Below are 16,463 nucleotides of genomic sequence, written 5' to 3'. Positions count from 1 at the left end.
CTTATCTCGACACCTGTCCCCATTCCTCGGGGATCGTGCCGACGGTCGCGACATATTCGAGGCCGGTATCGGTCGCGTCATTGTCGAACTGCTGCTCCGCCTGGCTGCGCTTGACCAGCGTCTGCCCGCGAGCCGAGCGCCCCGGCGGCTGGAGTTCAATCGTTAGCGTCAGCAAGCCGGCGCCTTTTGCGTCAAGCGCGTCGTCGCTGAATGTGATGCGGTCGATCTCATAAATGTTCGAGGCGAGGATCCCGATCACCTCATTTGTGCCCGGCGCCCCGGCAAGATGCGTGATGATGACAGGAGCATTCGGATAGTCGTACTGCTCGATCTGGGCGATTGCGTCGTTGGGATCGGTGACAGGAATATTCGAGAAGACGATCGTGCGCGTCGTCACCGCGATGCCGACGGCGCTGTTGATATCGCCCGGCTCGAGGAATCTGTTCGGCAGGTACTCAAGGCCGTTGTAGGTGAACGGCCGACCGCCACGATGATACCCGACCGTCTTGCCCGGCAGATCGAAGCGGATCAGATCAAGGCCGGCGAACTCGCCGCTTTCGACGATCGCTTCGACTTCAGGAGAAAGAGCGCTCATGAGTAAAACTTTTCCGTTGCCATGAATTGAACATTGTAGTTCGGCCAGGACTTCGGAAGGCTGTAGCTGCCTTCGTCCATCTCCATGATGCAGGCCGGTTTCTCGAAGTGCACCGTGTTGCCTGCTGCGAAGTGCTGAGTGTCGAGCGCGAATCGGATTGCCAACGTCACCACGCCGGCGCCGCTCGCCGTCGCCGGCGCCGTGATCCGGTGGAGCGACCGCACCAACGGAGCCTTGCGCACCTCGACATAGTCGCCCGTCGAGAGCGTGAAGCCGGCCGGAAGGCCGCCGACAACCATCGCCAGCGGATTGGTAATCGCCTGCAGCACAGCATCGCCATTGAAAGCTCCGCCGCCCGCCTTGATGCCGGAAAGCGGTGTGTCGCCCTGGTAGGCGATCGGCCGAGGCCGATGCGGATCGTAACCGGCAAAGACACCGCCATCACTCGCTACCATGTTGAAGGCGTCGAACAGCGCCGCCTCGGCCGTCGTCAGCTTTCCTGCGGCATAGGTCGCGACCCAATAGGGCGTGCCGCGGAAAAGCGTTTCGGTGCGGCGTCCCAGCATGCGCGAGGTGCTTCGGGTCCGGATGGGATCGAAGAAGATCGACGGCCCATAGACCACATTCGGAAGCGTGATCAGATCTGGCATCAATAATCCCCGCCGTTCTGGCGCACGTTTGCCCGAGCCGCCTCGTTCCGCTTCATCAGCTGCACGGTCTGCCCGCTTGCCTGCTGCAGGATCTTGGCAACCAGGTCCTCGCTCAATTCGATCTGGACGATAGAGCGGCCGCCATCAGCCGCTTCACCGGAGCCTGCGCCCTGCAGCTTACTCGGCGCAATGATGCGGCCATGGTTCGTCGGCACCATGAATTCGTCTTCATATTCGTTGAAGCGGTAGATCCTCCCCGGCGAAACGTCACCGCCGCCGGCGCGAGCGCCGCCATAACCGAGGATGCCCCCGAGCGTGGTGTTCGGCACGAAACTCGAGGAGAACAAATCGCTGTTGCCACCGCCGAAGCCGCCGGAGAGGGCGCTGAAGATCGAGCCGAACAGCCCCTGCCCGTTCGTCTTCACGTTGATGATCTCTGTCAGCAGTGCCGCGATCGCTTCCTTCGCGTCGAAGGTGCCGTCTATGACCCGGTTCAGCTGATCGTCCATCGCCGCCCCCATCTGCTCGGCGCCATCGCGCAGACGCTCCTGCTGGTCGATCAAGGCATCCTCGGCTGCCAGCTGGCGATACTTCTGGTCGATCAGATCAGAGATCTGCTGGCCCTCCTTCGAGGTCGCGGTAACGCCGGCCTCGCGAAGGGCCAGCGTGCGCTCGCGTTCGATGTCAGTCAGGCCGATGACGGCAAGCTCTTCGCGCAACGACGCGATGACCTGATCAATCGCCTTGGCTTCCTTTTCCGCGTCCGTTGCAACCTTCGAGCGGCCACCGCCGCCGCCCTTGCCCGATCCAGACGAGCCGCTTTCGAAAGCATCGTTGACACGCTGCTGCGCGAACTCGGCGCGAAGAATGTCCTGCGCCGATTGAATGCGTCCGCCCTTCGGTGAGGCCTGCGCCGCGGCGTCAATGATCCCGGCTCTGCGATCAAGCAATCCTTGGATCTGCTTCATCTCAGCGTCGATAGCAGCAATTTCCGTCGCGCTATCCCGACCGAAGATCGAAAGAAACTTATCTTCAGTGGTGCCGGCCTGTTTTGAGGCGCGATCGCGGGCGTCCTTCAGCATAGATTGCCGATAGAGCAGGCTGCCGGTCTGTTGCTGCTCGAATGCGCGGAACGAGTCCGAGAAGCTCATGAACGCGCCGGCGGCATCGACGATAGCTTTCTTAAGGTTCGTACCGACGGTCGCAGCAATGGTGTTGAACTTCCGGTCTATTTCCTCGGCGCGCTTGATCAGCTCCTCGTCCATGACGAGACCCAGATCGTGAGCCGCACGGATTTGATCCCGAATGCCTTTCTCCCCCTGACGGATCAGCTGCAGGAACTGCTCGCCGCCGGTACCGCCGAACACCTCGTCGAGGATACGGATCTGCGCCGCCTTGTCGAACTGCTGAAGCTTCCCGATGATCTCGGTAAAGAGAGCCGACGGATCTTTGAGCTTGTCCTTGAGTTTGTCGGCGGAATAGCCGAGACGCTGAAATGCCTCTGCAGCAGCCCCGCCCCCGGTGACGATGAACTCATCAGCGCGCAGGTTCAGTTCCTTGATGCCGTCCGTCAACGCATCGACAGCAACACGGTTTTGCTCTGCGACAAACTTCAGTTCCTGAAACGCCTGCACGCTGACACCGGCGCGCCGAGCCTCGTCACCTACGGCCGCGATCGCGTTGGCCGCGTCCTTGATGGCCGCAACCGCGCCCGTCGTCACGATGCCGGTAATGAAACCACCAGCACCCCCAACCTTGCTCTTGATCGCCGCAAACGACGCTGCGACGTCGTTCGCCGTTGTTTTGCCAAGCGCACGCACGCGCGCCAGGGCGTCGGCTAAACCTTTCGGATCACCGGAAATCGTGACTGGAATATCGGGACGTGACATTCAGCTATTGCCCCTCTTTCGGCGCGCCTATGATTTTGTGGTTTGGATTTGCCTTGAGCGACGGGCGAACACCGTGCTCCGCCGCGATCCGCCGAACCTCCTCGCGGGAGATAAATGGCGCGCTGCTCATCTTCCCTGACAGCCCCTCGAGCGCCATCTCAAACTCCGCCGCCGTAGCGCACCAGAAAATCTCCGGCGACCAGCCGAGAAGTTTTGGCGATACCGCGATGCGGAACGCGGTTTTGAGATGGTCTGAAATCAGGAGAGGCTGACGGGCTTTCCCAGAACGACATCCGCCGAAAGCTGGTTGGCGGTCCGTTCGTCTCGCCGAGCGTTGCCGGCTTCAATGTGGCCCACCAAAGCGCGCTGAACAGCATCGCGCCATGCTATCTGATCCGTTGCCGAGATGTTGGCGTCGTCGAGGATCCGAGCAATCAACTCAGCAAGCTGATCGCCATCGTCGGGAACGATAAGGCAGCGCACTGCACACGCAACGGCCTTCGGCTCGAAACCCAGAATGCGGGTGTAGAGATCATCGAGCGTTTTCGTGCCGAGCGCGTCGGAGAGGCGAGCGAGGCCAGAGAAAGTCACAGCAATGCGAAAGGTGATCGCACCAATCGTAACGGACGCCTCGCCGCGGATAGCATTGGCAGTGGTCATGAGAGTACCCCTTATGCCGCTGCGACGAACGTCAGAGCGCCGCTCATGGCGCAACGAATATCCGACTGCAGCTCGTTAGTTTTGTCGCCTGAGAACGTCATCGACAGAAGCATGTCGCCCTCGAACGTGCCGACTCCAGGAACCGTGACCTGATACTCGGACACGACCTGGTTGATGGCATCGGTCGCAACAGACTTCATCACGGTGCTGTTGACGAAGGCCCCTTGCCCGTTGAAGCGGATCGATTGAATACCGTACATCAGCGCCAGAACGAGCTTGCTGCCTGGGTCAGTGCAGTTGGGCTTGGTGATGTCGATCTCCTCGTTGTTGATTTCGAGAGACCGCTGCTCCGTGATGCAGGTGAGTTCGAAGCCGCCCGCGCCATTCGTGCGGGCAAGTGTAAGCGTACGGCCGAGTGCCATGACAAAGTCCTCTTGCTGGTGGGGAATGGCGGCGCTAGAGCGCGGCCTGCTGTGGATCGGCTGCAAGCGTCTTGTAGGCGATCCGGTAATTGATGGAACCGGCGCCGAGAGAGGTACCGGTCTGGTTGTTGACGAAGTGCCGCTCGGACTCTAGCAGCGCTTCGATGACGAGACCGCCTAGCTGGATGTCCGAGCCCATTGCGGCCTCAACCTCGACGCAGATCTCGTCGAACTCAAGTTCCGGATCGTCGTCGCGAAGATGCACCACGATCGACAGCGGCAAGCTGCGATCATAACCATCCTCACCATTTGGCCCGGAGCTCGGACGCATACTGGCCGGTTCGTTGCTGTCCGACCAGGTGAGCGTCAGCGCCGGCAACTTCTCCTGACGGATGGCACCCTTCCGGCCGCGAACAACCTTCTCAGGTTCGGCGAACGTTGGGATGGCGACCAGTCGCGCTTTGACCGCGTCGAAGATCTGTGTGCGAAGATGCGCCATGTCAGGCGATCGTCTTGCCCTGATCGCGCAGCGCCTGACCGAGGATCTCGACCGAATAGCCGAGCGCCACGATCTGCTCGCGCGTCTTCCTCGCGTCCGCAAGTCGACCGACATCGCAGCGGATGGCGGTGCGCAAACGCGAGGGCAACTGCTGCCACGGCCGCTGCGTCATCGCTCCCACGGCCTTCCGAGCCGCAGCCTTCTGAGCGTCGGTTCCGTCGGAAAACAGCGCCTGGCAAATCTCTTCCAGCAGATCGACCGTCCGCGCAGCGATCGGCGCTTCCTGTTCCTGTTTCATGTCAGATGTCTCCTGAGAGGAAGAGCTTGAGCATCGCGCGCGCATCGTCTTCCACGTTTATGATCGGATAGGTCACGCCATCGATCGTGACCGTGTCGCGCTGACTTTCGAGGCCGGGCGCATCGGTGGCCGCGATAGAGAGAAGATGCGTTGTCCCTTCCACCGCTTGCGACACTTCCTCGACCAGATCGACTTCGCGCCAGACCCGGAAAATGCCGGTGACTTTCGGTCTGGCGACGCCGGCTATAGTCAGCACGGCGTCGACATTGCCGAAGGCGTCGGCGAAGTCCGCGCCCATCCCTTCAAACAGCGATGGGCGCCGGCTCATTTCTTGGCCTGTTCGAGGCTCTCTTCGGCGTCCTCGACAGCATCGATCGCCTGCTGCAATGCCTGATGGTCGGAGTCTGTCGCCTCGTCTTTTGATGCCGCCTGGTGCGCCAGTTCGTAGGCGGATTTAGCATCAGCCAGCACCTTCTCGAGCGCGGCAAGATTGACCGGCTGCGCGGAGCCGCCCGCTTTTCGCGGGGAGGAAGCCCGACCGAACACAAAGGTCACACCCTTGGTCTTGTACAGTTCCTCCCGTTCCTTGCTGACTGGCAGGATGTCGACGCCAGCGAGCTTGTCCTGGGGCCAAACCGTCAGCGAACCGCCGACGATCGGCACGGCAACAGCGCGCGGGCCGGCATGGATGATTTCAGCCTTGATCGTTTTCATGGAAATCTCCGGGTGATGTCAGGAGACGGCCGGCATGCCGCTCGCCTCCTGATCCGCATCAGGTGCGGGTGGCCTTGCGAAGGACTTCGGGAAGGGTGCAGAGGTAGAGCGGGTACGAGTACAGCTCACCCTTCGTCCACGCCTCACGATCCTTGTCGACGATGTTCAGGGCGTAGGTGTCCTGGCCGCGCGTGTTGACGAACGGGCCGAACTCCGCTGGCGACATCGCCTTCTTGAACACGTCCTTGGCGCCGACCGGGAAGAACTTCGCTTCCGTGGTCGGAACGGCGACGGCGTCGTTGTCATCCGTGCCGCGGTAGTTGTGCCAGGTGATCCCGCCGAAGTAGAAGCTTTCGAAGGCCGTCTTCTCGCGAAGCGCTTCGGCAGCCGCCCAGTTCTGATAGGTCGCGACCACGCTCTGATGCTTGATAAGGTCGTCGTAGAATTCATCACCGGCGATCGCATGCACCTGCGTTGCCGGCGTGAACGACCCCTTTGCCGATCGCGCCATGGATCGAACGACCTTCTGGCATTCGGTCCGGACATCAGTGCCGGCAACGTCGAGTTCGAAGCTGACGGCCGCCGGTTCGGCAATGTTGAATTCGGCGAAGTAGTCATAGATGACCGTCACGCCATCCGCGTCGAGCAGCTTGCCCTGCAGCGCGCCAAGGCGATGATACTCGTGCGTCAGGTCCATGTTGCTGCGTACTGTCGCCATGCGCGTGGCGTATTCAACCTGCAGCGCTTCGAACTCCGATTCCGTGCCGAAGGCGCGGATGCCTTCGACCTCGTAAGCCCACATGGTGAAGCTATCTGTCAGACGGGTAGTGCGAAGATCGCGGATGTCTCGACCGGCACGATCGGTTTCGCGAGGAGCGGAGCCGAGCGGCGAAGTCGGGATCAACGACAGCTTGTTCTCGCGGCGCTCGACCGCGACCGTGCGACCGTAGACCGGCACTGGTTCGAAGATGTTCAGCGAGCCGAGCAGACCCGGAACAAAGTCGACCTTGTCGACGGCCGCCGTCAGGCTGACCATAGAGAAGGCCCTGTTATTAAATGCATCCATGGAAAGTGGCATCGGGGCCTCCTTTATCGAACGATGATGCCGAGTGCCGCGAGAGCCGCGACACCGGTGGCGATCTGGTTTGCCGTGGCGCCGGCGAACCAAGTGAGTTTCGAGGCCTTCACCTCGCTGTCGCGCGCCGTCATGGTGCGTACGTCGCCGGCGCCGCCGCCCTCAAACAGGATGCGGGCGACGACCTCGCTGCCGTCGTTGGCAGTGGGGTTGTAGAGCTTGAAGGCGCCGCCGACGGTTACCTTGCCGAGCACGCTGCCCGGCGGCAGTTCGCCGACAATGCCGGCGGCAAGCGCACCGGTCTCACGCGAGCGGTGACCGCCCGCTTCGGAGATCAGATATTCGGCCGTGCGCGGCCCATCCTTGAACACCGTCATGTCACTTCCCCTTCATCTTGACGCCGGCCTTGGCCAGTGCGCCGTCCCAGGACTTGGCGGCGTTCGCACTGCGAACGTCACCATCACCACCGCGGCCGGTCTGCGACGGACCGCGCGCGTTCATGCGACCTGCAAGCCGTCCACCGGACGCCTGCGCCGTGCCGCCGTATTTGAGGGCGGCGAGCGCCTTCTTCGGGCTGTCGGCCGTCTTGAAGGCAAGATGCGCGGCAAGCGCCGGATTGCCCTCGGCACGAGGCGAGCCGAGAATGGAGCCGATGCGCTTGCGCTCGGCGCGGCGGCCTTTGGCAAAGGCGGCCTTTTCCTTGTCCGACATGCCTTCCTGCGGATCGTCTTCTTCGGCGTCCGGATCGGCATCGTCGTTGTCGTCGGGAACCGCGTCCTCGTCTTCGGCATCCTTGTCGGGATTGTTGTCGTCCGCCGCGGGGTCGTCCTGGTCGTTTTCGGCAACCGGATCGAGGTCCTCATCTTCGGCGTCCTTCGGCGGATCATCGGACATGCGGCGGGGTTTTCCGCCGGCTACCCGGCGGATCATCTGTGCAAGCGACATGCGCTTCTCCTTTGCTGGGATAAGCCCTCGGGCGGATCGCCCGCTGTTGCGGGCGGTTAGGCGGCCTTGCGGCCGATCTCTGAAATGAAGGCGTTGGCAGCGGCGATCGGATCGCCGACCTCGTCAACAAGGCCCATATTCACGGCGTCGGCGCCCATGAAGGTTTCGGCCTCGGTCTTGCGCAACGCGTCGGCCGTTATGCGGCCCTTCCGATATCCGGCCACCGCGTCGATAAACATGTCACGGACCGTGTCAGCCTCAGCCACGGCCTTCTTGTAGACCTCCTCGCCAAGCGCCTCGTACGGCGAATAGTCGTTCTTCCGCGCGCCGGAAAAGATCGGTGTGATGTTCACGCCAGCCTTGTCGAGTGCCTTCGAGTAGTCGACATGCAACATGATCACGCCGACAGAACCGGCCAGGCCCGTTTTCGGGATGACGCTGCCGGTCGCGGCCGAAGCGAGCAGATAGGCGGCTGAGCAGGCATGCTCCGTCAGGATCGCCAGCACTGGCTTTTCCTGCGCCAGCTGATGGATCGCATCGGCGCAAGAGAAAGCCCCTGACACCGCGCCACCAAAGGAATCGACTTCCAGGATGACGCCGCGGATATCCTTATTTGATCGGCAATCGCTCACCTGCGCATGGATACCCTCGTAGGAGGTGGCATCACACATCGCGCCGATCCATTTGCCCTTCGGCACGAGCGCGCCCTCGGCTTCGATGACGGCGACGCCGGTCTTTCCGATCATGCGAGGACCGGTGTAGGTCGGATTGCCTTCCCAATCGACGACATCGCGGACCGGCTCGCCGATCAAACCGGCCTGCCACTCGCCGCCGAAGGTGACCGGGCCACCAAAGATGCGGGGCGCCATGGCACGGGCGTATTGCTCGAGCGTTCCACGATGGGCAAGCAACGGCCGATTGAACAGCTGCGAGGCAATCTGCGGATAGTGGGTCATGCTGCTCTTGCCTCCTGACGCTCGCGGGCATCGCGCTCGTCCGATGTCTCGGGCTTTTGGGCTTCCGGCTTTGACGCGTCGGCAGTCGGGAACGACAGACCGAGCGCCGACAGAAAACGTTGTTCGCGCGCGCGCTTGCGGGCCACCTGTTTCCAGTCCATGCCCTGCTCGGCGCATTCCTTCTCAAGGTGCGAGATCCCGAGGCTAAGCCGCAGCCCTGCGGCCTTGGCTTCCTTCTCGGGATCGACCCAACCGCGCGCAGGGCCGATCCAGTCAACGCGCGACCAGGCGGCGGGCGCAGCCTCGAACGATGGGGCGCGAGACGGCAGACGGATGATCCGACGATCGATGGCCTCTTCCAGCCACGCCCGGTAGATCTGGTTCATGAACTGGGCGGCGAACATGTCCTTGCGCGCCGTCAGTCCGCGCCAAACCTCAAGGATCGCAGCACGAGCCGAGGAATAGTTCACCTGGCTCCAGTCCATTGTCAGCTGTTCGTAGGTCAGACCGACGGTGGACGCGACGTTTCGCAGCGCTGCCCGGAAGAACACCTCGAAACCGGAATTCGGATGGCCCGGCTGTGTCAGCGTCACGCTGTCGCCGGGATAAAGAAAATGCGCCATCCCGGCAGGGATCTTCGGCGGCATCTCCTTGTAGGTGTTGACGCGATCGAGCGTGCGCTGGTCCCAGCGCTTGGCAGCATCCTCGTCCGTCAAAGACTCGGCGATCTCACCATGATCGCCGGGCGACGTAATGAAGGCAGCGAGCACAGCATTGACCATGGCGGCCTTGAGTTCCGCCTCGTCATACTGGGTCATCTGCTTCAGCTTGCGCAGGATCGGCGCCAGCGGCGGCACTCCGCGGAACTGGCCGTCCCGATCCGCCTCGAAGGCATGGACCATGATCGGCCGGCCCCACTCGGTCTCACGCGCGACCCGCACCCATTCCGGCGATCCGGAGCCCCAGACGTAATCGTCATCCGGATGCTGGGTGCGGATCCAGTAAGCGTCGGCCGCGCCATAGCGGTCGATGTCGATTCCATCGCGGCGGTTGAGCGTGTCGGCCTCATGAAAGGGGTTCGACAGCCGCGCCGGGTCGATCAGCTTCACCAGCGTGGCATAGGGCGACCCGCGTTCCTCGTCCCAGCAGATCTCGGCTAAAGCCTCGCCATCGCCGAAACGATGACGGTATGCGCGGCCGAGAACCGAGGCCATCGGTCCCTGCCGCTTGGCATCGCACCAGAACGCCGGGTCGGTGGCATATTCGGTCCACTTCTCCTCGATCTCGTCGGAGAGTTCGTCGGCCTCATCTGCCGTCAGGTTCAGTGACTTTTCCGGCAGATCGACGGCGATATCCCAGCCGGAGCCGATGATCACGTCCATGTGCCGCGACATCGCCGCCGACGCCCAGCCATCGTTGCGAGCGATGTCCTGGACACGATCGACCACGACGTCGCGCTCTTGCGACAGCGCCGACTGACCGGAGACCGAGCGCGGGATCCAATCGGACATATCCGGATGGCTGTAGCTCGCGGCCTGATAGGCGGTCTCGCCACCGAAGCCGCGCTGGCGCACCGTCGCCCGCTGCATCGGCCGGCCGTTATGATCGAGGATGACGGGCAAGCTCATACCCGTACTCCCCGCCGACGCGCCGCAGGGATAAGGCCGAGCTTCGCCTGCAGCTCGCGGATGTAGTTGCGCAGCCGTGCCTCGTTCGCCTGCGTGTAGGTGACGGTTTCGCCATTGTAGCTCAGCGTCACCGCCTTTTTGCCGGTGATCAGCTGATGCAGCGCACTCTCGGCGTCAGCCAGCTGGCCGCGGTAAAGCGCTTCCTGTTCGGGAGTGAGGGCCGGTCTCATGTGTCACCTGTTGAGTTGGCGCAGGGCTTCTGCAGCCGTGAGCTTTTTCTGTTCAGTACGGACTGGCGCTTCGGATCGAGGCGGTGGCGCCAGCTGCGGTTGAGCCTGTGGCACCTGGTTGAGATGGTCCTCAAGGTCGCCTTGCCGCGGGGGCTCGATCTTGCCGAGCCTATCTTCGATCACGTCCCACTGCTCGTCGGTCCAGTAGGGAATGCCGAGGCGGTAGGCGCCCGCGAGGCTCTGGTTGAGCATGTCAAGAACTTCGTTCCGACGACCCTCTGTCAGTTTCCAGACATAGCGGGTGTGGCCGGATCTGGTTTTCTCGGCGACCCGGCTTTCCGACGTCGCTTGCTGAAACAGGTCGTCTTCAAAGCCACGGGCAAAGCTGATGTAGCCCGCCTGTTCGGCATCTTCCTTTTTGAAGTCGCGATAGAGCCGCAACTTGAAGGCCGACGACGCGAAGGTAAAAAACCGGCTCGACCACTTCTGCTTCTTCGGCTTGCCCTTCTTGTCGTACTCGCGGGCCTGGGCGATCGGCGGCGCGTTGTCGCTGTTGCCGCCGCGAACCATGATGACGCGCGACCGAGGATGCTTGCGCACCCAGTTCCAGACGTCGTCGGTGTAGGCGTTGCCGTCGATCGCCAACAAATCGACGGTGCGCAAGCGTCCCGCGTCGTCGCGCCACTCTCGAACGAGTAGGAAGTCGAGCGCCGCGCGTACTTCCGGTTCGGAGATGTGACCCGAATGCTCTCGAAAACCGGGTAGATGCCCGCCGGCGCGACTATCGATCACGCCATGGTCGATGACAGCGCGAAGTCGATTGCGGCCATATCCGACCAACAACCACTCAACACGGTCGCCCTGGACATCGAGACCCAACACCAGCGATAGAATTCCGGCGGGAATGACACCGCGCGCAAAGCCGTTCGCCTCGGCTCGATCGCGCAGCACTTCCCAATCGACGGCCTTATTGTCGGCCTCATAGGCAAGCCCGAGCCAGTCGTTGAAAAACGTCTGCTCGGCGCCGGCGCCGTTGTCGCGTTTCTCCGGGCCACCGGCCTGAAGCGAAATGTATTCCCGCGCCAGGTTCTCCCAGCGTTCGAACGGCGAATAGGCCATCCAGATCCGGAACGACCGATGGCGCCGAGCGCGCTCCGGGTATTTTGCGACCCACTGCGCGCCGTTTTCCGGGCGCACCATCCATTCGCGATGATGCTCGTGGATCTCTCCGCCGCAGTGAACGCAGACGAAGTGCGCCTTCTCTGGATGCAAGGGATCGATATGATCCCGCATGTTCTCCCACCGCAGTTCCTGCAGTCCGCCGCATTCCTTGTGCGGACACGGTACGTGGTAGCTTTCCTGCGAACCCTCCCGATAGTTCGACGTGATCTTGCAACCCGGCTCGACCATCGGGGTCGAGATCTTGAATACCTTGGCGTTGAAGAACGCCTTGCTGCGACTGTCGGCCTGCGCCTCCGGGTCCCCGGCCTCGTTCATCTGCCACTTTGCAAGGTCGTCCTGCACCTGCTTGCGCGGCGAGATCATCGACAGGCCGGCGGGTGAGTTGGCGCCGGCCGCCTGAATGGCGCCCCGGCCGTCGATGCGTTCCTTGTAGAGCACCGAGTTGCTGGCATCCCGGCTGTTCTGCGAGAACAGCTTGGCGACGACTGGCATCTCGCGCACCAGCGGCATCAGCTTGGTTTTCGACCAGCGCGCCGCGTTCTCCTCCGTCGGGTGGACATAGAGGAAATCGCCGGGCGCCATGTCGAGCGAGCCAAGCGTGAAAATGTTGGCGCAAATGGTGCCGCCGATCTGCGCCGACTTGGCGAGACTGACGATATTGCATGGATCCTCGGGCGACAGTGCCCGCAAGATCTCGGAGAAGAACGGGACCAGGTCCTCGTTATACGGGCCTGGGTGGTCGGTAATCCGCTCCGAGAAAACGATGTGCCGTTTCGCCCAGTCCAGATAATCGACCGACGGCGGCGGCTCGCAGATCTCGGCCAGCACGCTTAATGCGAGCCGTCCGGGATTGAACAGCATCGTCACGATTCATCGTCCTCGACGTGGTCGGGCAACTCTGCCGCCTCGGCGGCGAAATCTTTCGCCTTCTTCGACCGGTGATCGCGGAACGCCTTCAGCATCACATGCGTGGCATCGTGCGTCGGGATAGAGAACTGTGCTGCGATCGCCTTCGCCATCTCCGATATGCCCTGCTCCATCACCTTGAAGGCCTCGGCGACTGCCTTGACCATCTCGCGCCGGGCATCGTCCGTCAGCATGTAACGACCGAGCTCGAGCGCTTCCTCGCGCTCCATCCGCGCCGTCGTGATCTTCTGCTGCTTCAGCTTTTCGGCTGCGACCTCGTCGACGAAAGGATCCGGGACGACAGTCGGCTTGACCGGTGGCTTCAACCTGGTCGGCGCGTCGTCGAGCAGATCGGTGGCGGTTGAAGGCGGAGCCGAGCGGGTCGCCATGCCGTTCGCGCCGAAACGCTGGGCCGGATCAAGTGAACGCTTCAACTGCTCCATCGCGACCGACGGTCGGATCTTGGCGTTGCGCCCCTCGCCTTCGAGCGCATCGCCGAAGATTTTCCTTTCGGCGATGTATTGCGAGATCCGCCCGGCGCTGACGCCGACATGAGCAGCGAACGCGCTCTTCGTCATGACTTCAGCGTGCAGGCTCATCTTTAGGGTGCGCTCGACTTTAGCGGGCCTCTTTAGTTTAGGCTCCGACTTTAGGCTTCAAAAAATCGCTCAGACTGGACAACCACCGCGGTGCCAAATACCCGCAGGCCGGCTTTCCCCAGGAAGGACCCATAAAAACTCAAAGGGGTCAGCGGGCCGTTCGAACCGCCCGCTCGAAGGCGGCGGCGAAGTGATCATGAATGTTCGCGTTCACGTACCGCTCGACCACCTCGCGAAGGCGAAGGCGGATGCGATATGAGGATTGAGGCACGAACAGGATGACCGGGAAGATCGCCTGCGTGGTCGGGTCTCGCCGCCAGACGCCCGGATAGAGATGGCCCGGGCGTTTGGCCGCGAAGAAGCGCGCGTTCTTGTAGTTCTTGTTCCGCTTTAGCGATGTCTCGGTTCGCGTGCGGGTCGCCCCTGCCCCTCGATAATCGATCTGAAGATCGGCGAGAACGCGGTTCAAGAAACCTTGCGTCATGTTGCCGTATCGATCGAGCGGTGCGCGCTTGGCTGGCACTGCAACCTCGTTCGCCTTCATGTGACCGCGCTGGATCAACTGACGTTCGAACGCCTTGTGCGATCGCATGCCTCCCTCGATCTGCGGACCGAGGAATGCAGTAGCGGGCAAGCCACCCTTGGTGCGGTCGCCAGTGACAACAACAGCGGCCTGCAGGTTCTGCCGGGTCGCACGGTCGAAAACAACACCGCGCTTGGCATAGGGCGTCGGTCTATCGAACACCCGGTCCATCTCGCGCTGCACTTCGAGCCGACCACCCTTGGCCGTCTCGTTCAACGTCAGCATGATCGCATACGGCAACTGTTTGCGCTCGATATCGCGCAACGACCGCTCAAATCTAGACAGATCGAATTTGATGTGGGCGTCGATCATCGGTCAATCGATCGAGAGATGCTCATATCTCTTAGAACACAAAAGGCGACCTTTCGGCCGCCTGTCATCTTTTCATAGCTGTAGCACTTGCCCTGAATCGGTGTCTCGCTTGGGAGACTGTCAAGGCTGGGGCTGACCGGCGTACCGACCTCGGGATTGCTCCCCGCTGTTTAGGCGTTTTCAGAGGCTCACTTCAGGATCATCAGCTAGTCCAGTGGCAAAATGACTCTCACAACTTCCGAAGCAATGCAAGAGGCACTGTTACCGGGACATCGCCGCCCAAGATGCTGATGGATACCACCACATCACCACGGCCGGTCCTGTTCGGCGTCACCACTACGGCGTTGAAGTTAGCAAAGGGACCAGCCGTTAAGCGGACCCGCTCACCAGCCGACACGACGATGTCAATGGGACGCGCAAAATCGTAGGTTCCGCCGTCCGCCAGACCATTGAATCTGCTGACTTCCTTGTCGCTGATGCGCATCGGCTTCTCGCATCCGCCGAGCACTTCGATAGCATGCTCAACACCCTGCAATCCGGCCAGATATTCGGCTCTGGCGAACATTTGCACCAGCACATAGCCATGAATGACAGGCATCATCGTGCCTTCAATTACACGGTGACGACGGCGAAGATCCGGGCCTTTCCGCATAGGAACGAGCGAACGAACGCCCATTTCCTCCAGCGTACTTTCCACCGTCTTTTCACGACCGGTCCAGACGCGCAGCGCAAACCATGGCGCTTTACCGCCGCTGATTCGGCAATTCAGCGTCAGCAGCGCGCCCTCGTCGAGCATGCTATCGGTGATTCGGCGCATGCGATCCTCGAAGCGATCACCGGTGCGGGTTGCTATGGGCTGACCAGTGATTCCCCTATGCTGCATCATCATTGCTCCGCTCCAATGCAATGGCCGCGCGTGCGGCGGCTTCAAATTCACACAGGCCTTCCGGCCCACCCTTAGGGAAGTAGACGACGCGCATCGAACCCGCGTCGGGCACGAACGGCCAATTGGCCTCGGCATGGTATGAGCGCCAGCGTTCGAACATTTCGCAGCCGACAGGCACCGCCTCGCAGAGATCGGCAAACACCTGGTAGCGCGCATCTTCGGCAGAGCGCTCGAAGCGGCTTGCCATCTGGTGCAGGCGGGTCACAGCCGGATAACCGCTTTCGCATTCACGGCGACGCCGCTCTTCCTGCTCAAAGCCCTCAGGGAATAGCAGCTCGCCGTCGCTGCCGAGCACGATGCCCTTGCCCTGCAAATAGGCAGCGGCGCGTGTCCCGCTGCCACGCTGCAGCGTTTCGTAGGTCTGGCGGATGCGGTCACACACATCGAGGGGAACGTCGACATGCTCGGGGCCATTCAACAGCGCCAGAGCGCGCAGTCCGGCCCAGATCGGACCGAAGGCGGCAACCGGGATCTTCGCGCCCGAAGCATGCGCCTTGGCCGTCATCGCGACGTCGATGAATTTCTTGTCCCGAAGGTAGACGCCGAGCGCGACGTTCTTGACCTTCTGCGCCCTGCATTCGGCCAGATAGGCATCACGGCGCTCTTCTGCCATCCGCCGCTCTTCCGGCGTCAGTTTCTCGAACTGCTGCAGAGCCCATGCGGTCGACGAGGCGATAGCACCCGGCCACGGATTGTTCGCCGTACCCATTTCGAGAGCCTTTACCCGCTTGCCGAACTTCGAAGGATCATCTCCATCCTTCAAATCAGCTTCGCGCGCACCCTCTCTCTCTGATGGTTCTATTGGTGGTTCTATTATGGTTTGGGTGTCACCGTGACACCCGTCGGCGTCGTCAGTGTCACCCGTAGCTGTCGTCAGTGTCACGGGTGACACCGTGTCATGGGTGACACCATGACACCCGTCGGCGACCACTTTCGAGGAGGGAAGACGGCCCAGGGCGGCCATGTTGAAGTCATAGCGCGTGCCCTCGCCGGGCTTGCTGCCACCCTTCTTTACGACCACAAGCAGACCCTCGGTGACAAACTCGCCGAGGATACGCTGCACGGTGCGCTCGGAAAGCTCTGTCTCCCGCGACAGGCGCCCGACGGTCGGCCAGATGCCCTTGCCGTCATCGTCGGCGAAGTCGGCAAGGCGCACCGCTAGCATCTTGCGTCCGGTCGAGCCTAGATGCGCCTTGAACAGCTGTGACATGATCGCGATGCTCATACCGCACCGCCATCCGACACCAGCCCGGCAGCGATCAGGAAGGAACGAAAGCGGCGCTCGACCTGGCTGACAGCCGCCGCATTGGACTTTTCAGAACCCGAAGCAGGATGCCCGCTCTTCGTCACCCAGACTCGCCATCGCCAAACCTT

The 16,463-nt window shown here is 61.9% G+C and carries 21 protein-coding genes; all 21 read right to left on the bottom strand.

Features of this window, described 5'->3' with window-relative positions; all coding sequences use genetic code 11:
• Position 1 precedes the first annotated feature (1 nt).
• The 21 genes from AC244_RS16070 to AC244_RS38610 all read right to left on the bottom strand — a co-directional run bounded on the left by AC244_RS16070 (position 2) and on the right by AC244_RS38610 (position 16,439).
• Entirely contained in the window at positions 2-595 is a 594-nt protein-coding gene (locus AC244_RS16070; RefSeq protein WP_053249814.1) for a DUF2163 domain-containing protein, read from the bottom strand.
• A complete protein-coding gene (locus tag AC244_RS16065) occupies positions 592-1,245 on the bottom strand; it encodes a hypothetical protein (RefSeq protein WP_053249813.1) in 654 nt (217 codons plus the stop codon). The genes AC244_RS16070 and AC244_RS16065 overlap by 4 nt, the downstream gene beginning before the upstream one ends.
• Complete coding sequence (locus AC244_RS16060; RefSeq protein WP_053249812.1) at positions 1,245-3,134, bottom strand: tail tape measure protein; 1,890 nt, start codon at positions 3,132-3,134, stop codon at positions 1,245-1,247. Before AC244_RS16060 ends, AC244_RS16065 begins: the two co-directional genes overlap by 1 nt.
• A 258-nt stretch (positions 3,135-3,392) precedes the next feature.
• Positions 3,393-3,794 (bottom strand): hypothetical protein, encoded by a 402-nt coding sequence (locus tag AC244_RS16055; RefSeq protein WP_053249811.1) that lies wholly within the window; start codon positions 3,792-3,794, stop codon positions 3,393-3,395.
• An 11-nt stretch (positions 3,795-3,805) separates the two neighbouring features.
• The gene (locus tag AC244_RS16050; RefSeq protein WP_053249810.1) at positions 3,806-4,216 is read right to left on the bottom strand and encodes a phage tail tube protein; all 411 of its coding nucleotides are present in this window, start codon (positions 4,214-4,216) and stop codon (positions 3,806-3,808) included.
• Positions 4,217-4,250: 34 nt separating this feature from the next.
• Positions 4,251-4,715 carry a hypothetical protein gene (locus tag AC244_RS16045; RefSeq protein WP_053249809.1) on the bottom strand — a complete coding sequence of 155 codons (465 nt, stop codon included), beginning with the start codon at positions 4,713-4,715 and terminating at the stop codon, positions 4,251-4,253.
• A 1-nt stretch (position 4,716) separates the two neighbouring features.
• Positions 4,717-5,013 (bottom strand): hypothetical protein, encoded by a 297-nt coding sequence (locus AC244_RS16040; protein ID WP_053249808.1) that lies wholly within the window; start codon positions 5,011-5,013, stop codon positions 4,717-4,719.
• 1 nt (position 5,014) lies between these two features.
• Complete coding sequence (locus AC244_RS16035; RefSeq protein ID WP_053249807.1) at positions 5,015-5,341, bottom strand: hypothetical protein; 327 nt, start codon at positions 5,339-5,341, stop codon at positions 5,015-5,017.
• Positions 5,338-5,727 (bottom strand): hypothetical protein, encoded by a 390-nt coding sequence (locus AC244_RS16030; protein ID WP_053249806.1) that lies wholly within the window; start codon positions 5,725-5,727, stop codon positions 5,338-5,340. Before AC244_RS16030 ends, AC244_RS16035 begins: the two co-directional genes overlap by 4 nt.
• A gap of 58 nt (positions 5,728-5,785) precedes the next feature.
• The gene (locus AC244_RS16025) at positions 5,786-6,805 is read right to left on the bottom strand and encodes a major capsid protein (RefSeq protein ID WP_202596081.1); all 1,020 of its coding nucleotides are present in this window, start codon (positions 6,803-6,805) and stop codon (positions 5,786-5,788) included.
• 11 nt (positions 6,806-6,816) lie between these two features.
• Positions 6,817-7,179: a head decoration protein gene (locus AC244_RS16020; RefSeq protein ID WP_053249805.1), complete on the bottom strand. Its 363-nt coding sequence runs from the start codon at positions 7,177-7,179 to the stop codon at positions 6,817-6,819.
• Position 7,180: 1 nt separating this feature from the next.
• The gene (locus AC244_RS16015) at positions 7,181-7,747 is read right to left on the bottom strand and encodes a hypothetical protein (protein ID WP_053249804.1); all 567 of its coding nucleotides are present in this window, start codon (positions 7,745-7,747) and stop codon (positions 7,181-7,183) included.
• Between the two features lie 56 nt (positions 7,748-7,803).
• A complete protein-coding gene (locus AC244_RS16010; RefSeq protein ID WP_053249803.1) occupies positions 7,804-8,703 on the bottom strand; it encodes a S49 family peptidase in 900 nt (299 codons plus the stop codon).
• A complete protein-coding gene (locus AC244_RS16005) occupies positions 8,700-10,331 on the bottom strand; it encodes a phage portal protein (RefSeq protein ID WP_053249802.1) in 1,632 nt (543 codons plus the stop codon). Before AC244_RS16005 ends, AC244_RS16010 begins: the two co-directional genes overlap by 4 nt.
• The gene (gene gpW / locus AC244_RS16000; protein ID WP_053249801.1) at positions 10,328-10,561 is read right to left on the bottom strand and encodes a gpW family head-tail joining protein; all 234 of its coding nucleotides are present in this window, start codon (positions 10,559-10,561) and stop codon (positions 10,328-10,330) included. The genes AC244_RS16005 and gpW overlap by 4 nt, the downstream gene beginning before the upstream one ends.
• 3 nt (positions 10,562-10,564) lie before the next feature.
• Positions 10,565-12,610, bottom strand: a complete 2,046-nt coding sequence (locus tag AC244_RS15995) for a phage terminase large subunit family protein (protein WP_053249800.1) — start codon at positions 12,608-12,610, stop codon at positions 10,565-10,567.
• Positions 12,607-13,248 carry a hypothetical protein gene (locus AC244_RS15990; protein WP_053249799.1) on the bottom strand — a complete coding sequence of 214 codons (642 nt, stop codon included), beginning with the start codon at positions 13,246-13,248 and terminating at the stop codon, positions 12,607-12,609. The genes AC244_RS15995 and AC244_RS15990 overlap by 4 nt, the downstream gene beginning before the upstream one ends.
• Before the next feature lie 148 nt (positions 13,249-13,396).
• A complete protein-coding gene (locus AC244_RS15985; RefSeq protein ID WP_053249798.1) occupies positions 13,397-14,143 on the bottom strand; it encodes a hypothetical protein in 747 nt (248 codons plus the stop codon).
• A 229-nt stretch (positions 14,144-14,372) separates the two neighbouring features.
• A complete protein-coding gene (gene nusG / locus AC244_RS15980) occupies positions 14,373-15,032 on the bottom strand; it encodes a transcription termination/antitermination protein NusG (RefSeq protein ID WP_053249797.1) in 660 nt (219 codons plus the stop codon).
• Complete coding sequence (locus AC244_RS15975) at positions 15,016-16,314, bottom strand: helix-turn-helix domain-containing protein (RefSeq protein ID WP_053249796.1); 1,299 nt, start codon at positions 16,312-16,314, stop codon at positions 15,016-15,018. The genes nusG and AC244_RS15975 overlap by 17 nt, the downstream gene beginning before the upstream one ends.
• Positions 16,311-16,439, bottom strand: a complete 129-nt coding sequence (locus AC244_RS38610) for a hypothetical protein (RefSeq protein WP_268750767.1) — start codon at positions 16,437-16,439, stop codon at positions 16,311-16,313. The genes AC244_RS15975 and AC244_RS38610 overlap by 4 nt, the downstream gene beginning before the upstream one ends.
• Positions 16,440-16,463 lie beyond the last annotated feature (24 nt).

The organism is Ensifer adhaerens (assembly GCF_001270265.1).
Taxonomy (GTDB): Bacteria; Pseudomonadota; Alphaproteobacteria; order Rhizobiales; family Rhizobiaceae; genus Ensifer; species Ensifer adhaerens_B.
The sequence above is the reverse complement of the archived record's forward strand: the minus strand, read 5'-3'. Positions and strand labels throughout refer to the sequence as shown.

Bases quoted from the DNA above. Each gene is read 5' to 3' on its own strand.
- AC244_RS16070 (WP_053249814.1), bottom strand. From the start codon at position 595: ATGAGCGCTCTTTCTCCTGAAGTCGAAGCGATCGTCGAAAGCGGCGAG.
- AC244_RS16065 (WP_053249813.1), bottom strand. From the start codon at position 1,245: ATGCCAGATCTGATCACGCTTCCGAATGTGGTCTATGGGCCGTCGATC.
- AC244_RS16060 (WP_053249812.1), bottom strand. From the start codon at position 3,134: ATGTCACGTCCCGATATTCCAGTCACGATTTCCGGTGATCCGAAAGGT.
- AC244_RS16055 (WP_053249811.1), bottom strand. From the start codon at position 3,794: ATGACCACTGCCAATGCTATCCGCGGCGAGGCGTCCGTTACGATTGGT.
- AC244_RS16050 (WP_053249810.1), bottom strand. From the start codon at position 4,216: ATGGCACTCGGCCGTACGCTTACACTTGCCCGCACGAATGGCGCGGGC.
- AC244_RS16045 (WP_053249809.1), bottom strand. From the start codon at position 4,715: ATGGCGCATCTTCGCACACAGATCTTCGACGCGGTCAAAGCGCGACTG.
- AC244_RS16040 (WP_053249808.1), bottom strand. From the start codon at position 5,013: ATGAAACAGGAACAGGAAGCGCCGATCGCTGCGCGGACGGTCGATCTG.
- AC244_RS16035 (WP_053249807.1), bottom strand. From the start codon at position 5,341: ATGAGCCGGCGCCCATCGCTGTTTGAAGGGATGGGCGCGGACTTCGCC.
- AC244_RS16030 (WP_053249806.1), bottom strand. From the start codon at position 5,727: ATGAAAACGATCAAGGCTGAAATCATCCATGCCGGCCCGCGCGCTGTT.
- AC244_RS16025 (WP_202596081.1), bottom strand. From the start codon at position 6,805: ATGCCACTTTCCATGGATGCATTTAATAACAGGGCCTTCTCTATGGTC.
- AC244_RS16020 (WP_053249805.1), bottom strand. From the start codon at position 7,179: ATGACGGTGTTCAAGGATGGGCCGCGCACGGCCGAATATCTGATCTCC.
- AC244_RS16015 (WP_053249804.1), bottom strand. From the start codon at position 7,747: ATGTCGCTTGCACAGATGATCCGCCGGGTAGCCGGCGGAAAACCCCGC.
- AC244_RS16010 (WP_053249803.1), bottom strand. From the start codon at position 8,703: ATGACCCACTATCCGCAGATTGCCTCGCAGCTGTTCAATCGGCCGTTG.
- AC244_RS16005 (WP_053249802.1), bottom strand. From the start codon at position 10,331: ATGAGCTTGCCCGTCATCCTCGATCATAACGGCCGGCCGATGCAGCGG.
- gpW (WP_053249801.1), bottom strand. From the start codon at position 10,561: ATGAGACCGGCCCTCACTCCCGAACAGGAAGCGCTTTACCGCGGCCAG.
- AC244_RS15990 (WP_053249799.1), bottom strand. From the start codon at position 13,248: ATGAGCCTGCACGCTGAAGTCATGACGAAGAGCGCGTTCGCTGCTCAT.
- AC244_RS15985 (WP_053249798.1), bottom strand. From the start codon at position 14,143: ATGATCGACGCCCACATCAAATTCGATCTGTCTAGATTTGAGCGGTCG.
- nusG (WP_053249797.1), bottom strand. From the start codon at position 15,032: ATGATGATGCAGCATAGGGGAATCACTGGTCAGCCCATAGCAACCCGC.
- AC244_RS15975 (WP_053249796.1), bottom strand. From the start codon at position 16,314: ATGAGCATCGCGATCATGTCACAGCTGTTCAAGGCGCATCTAGGCTCG.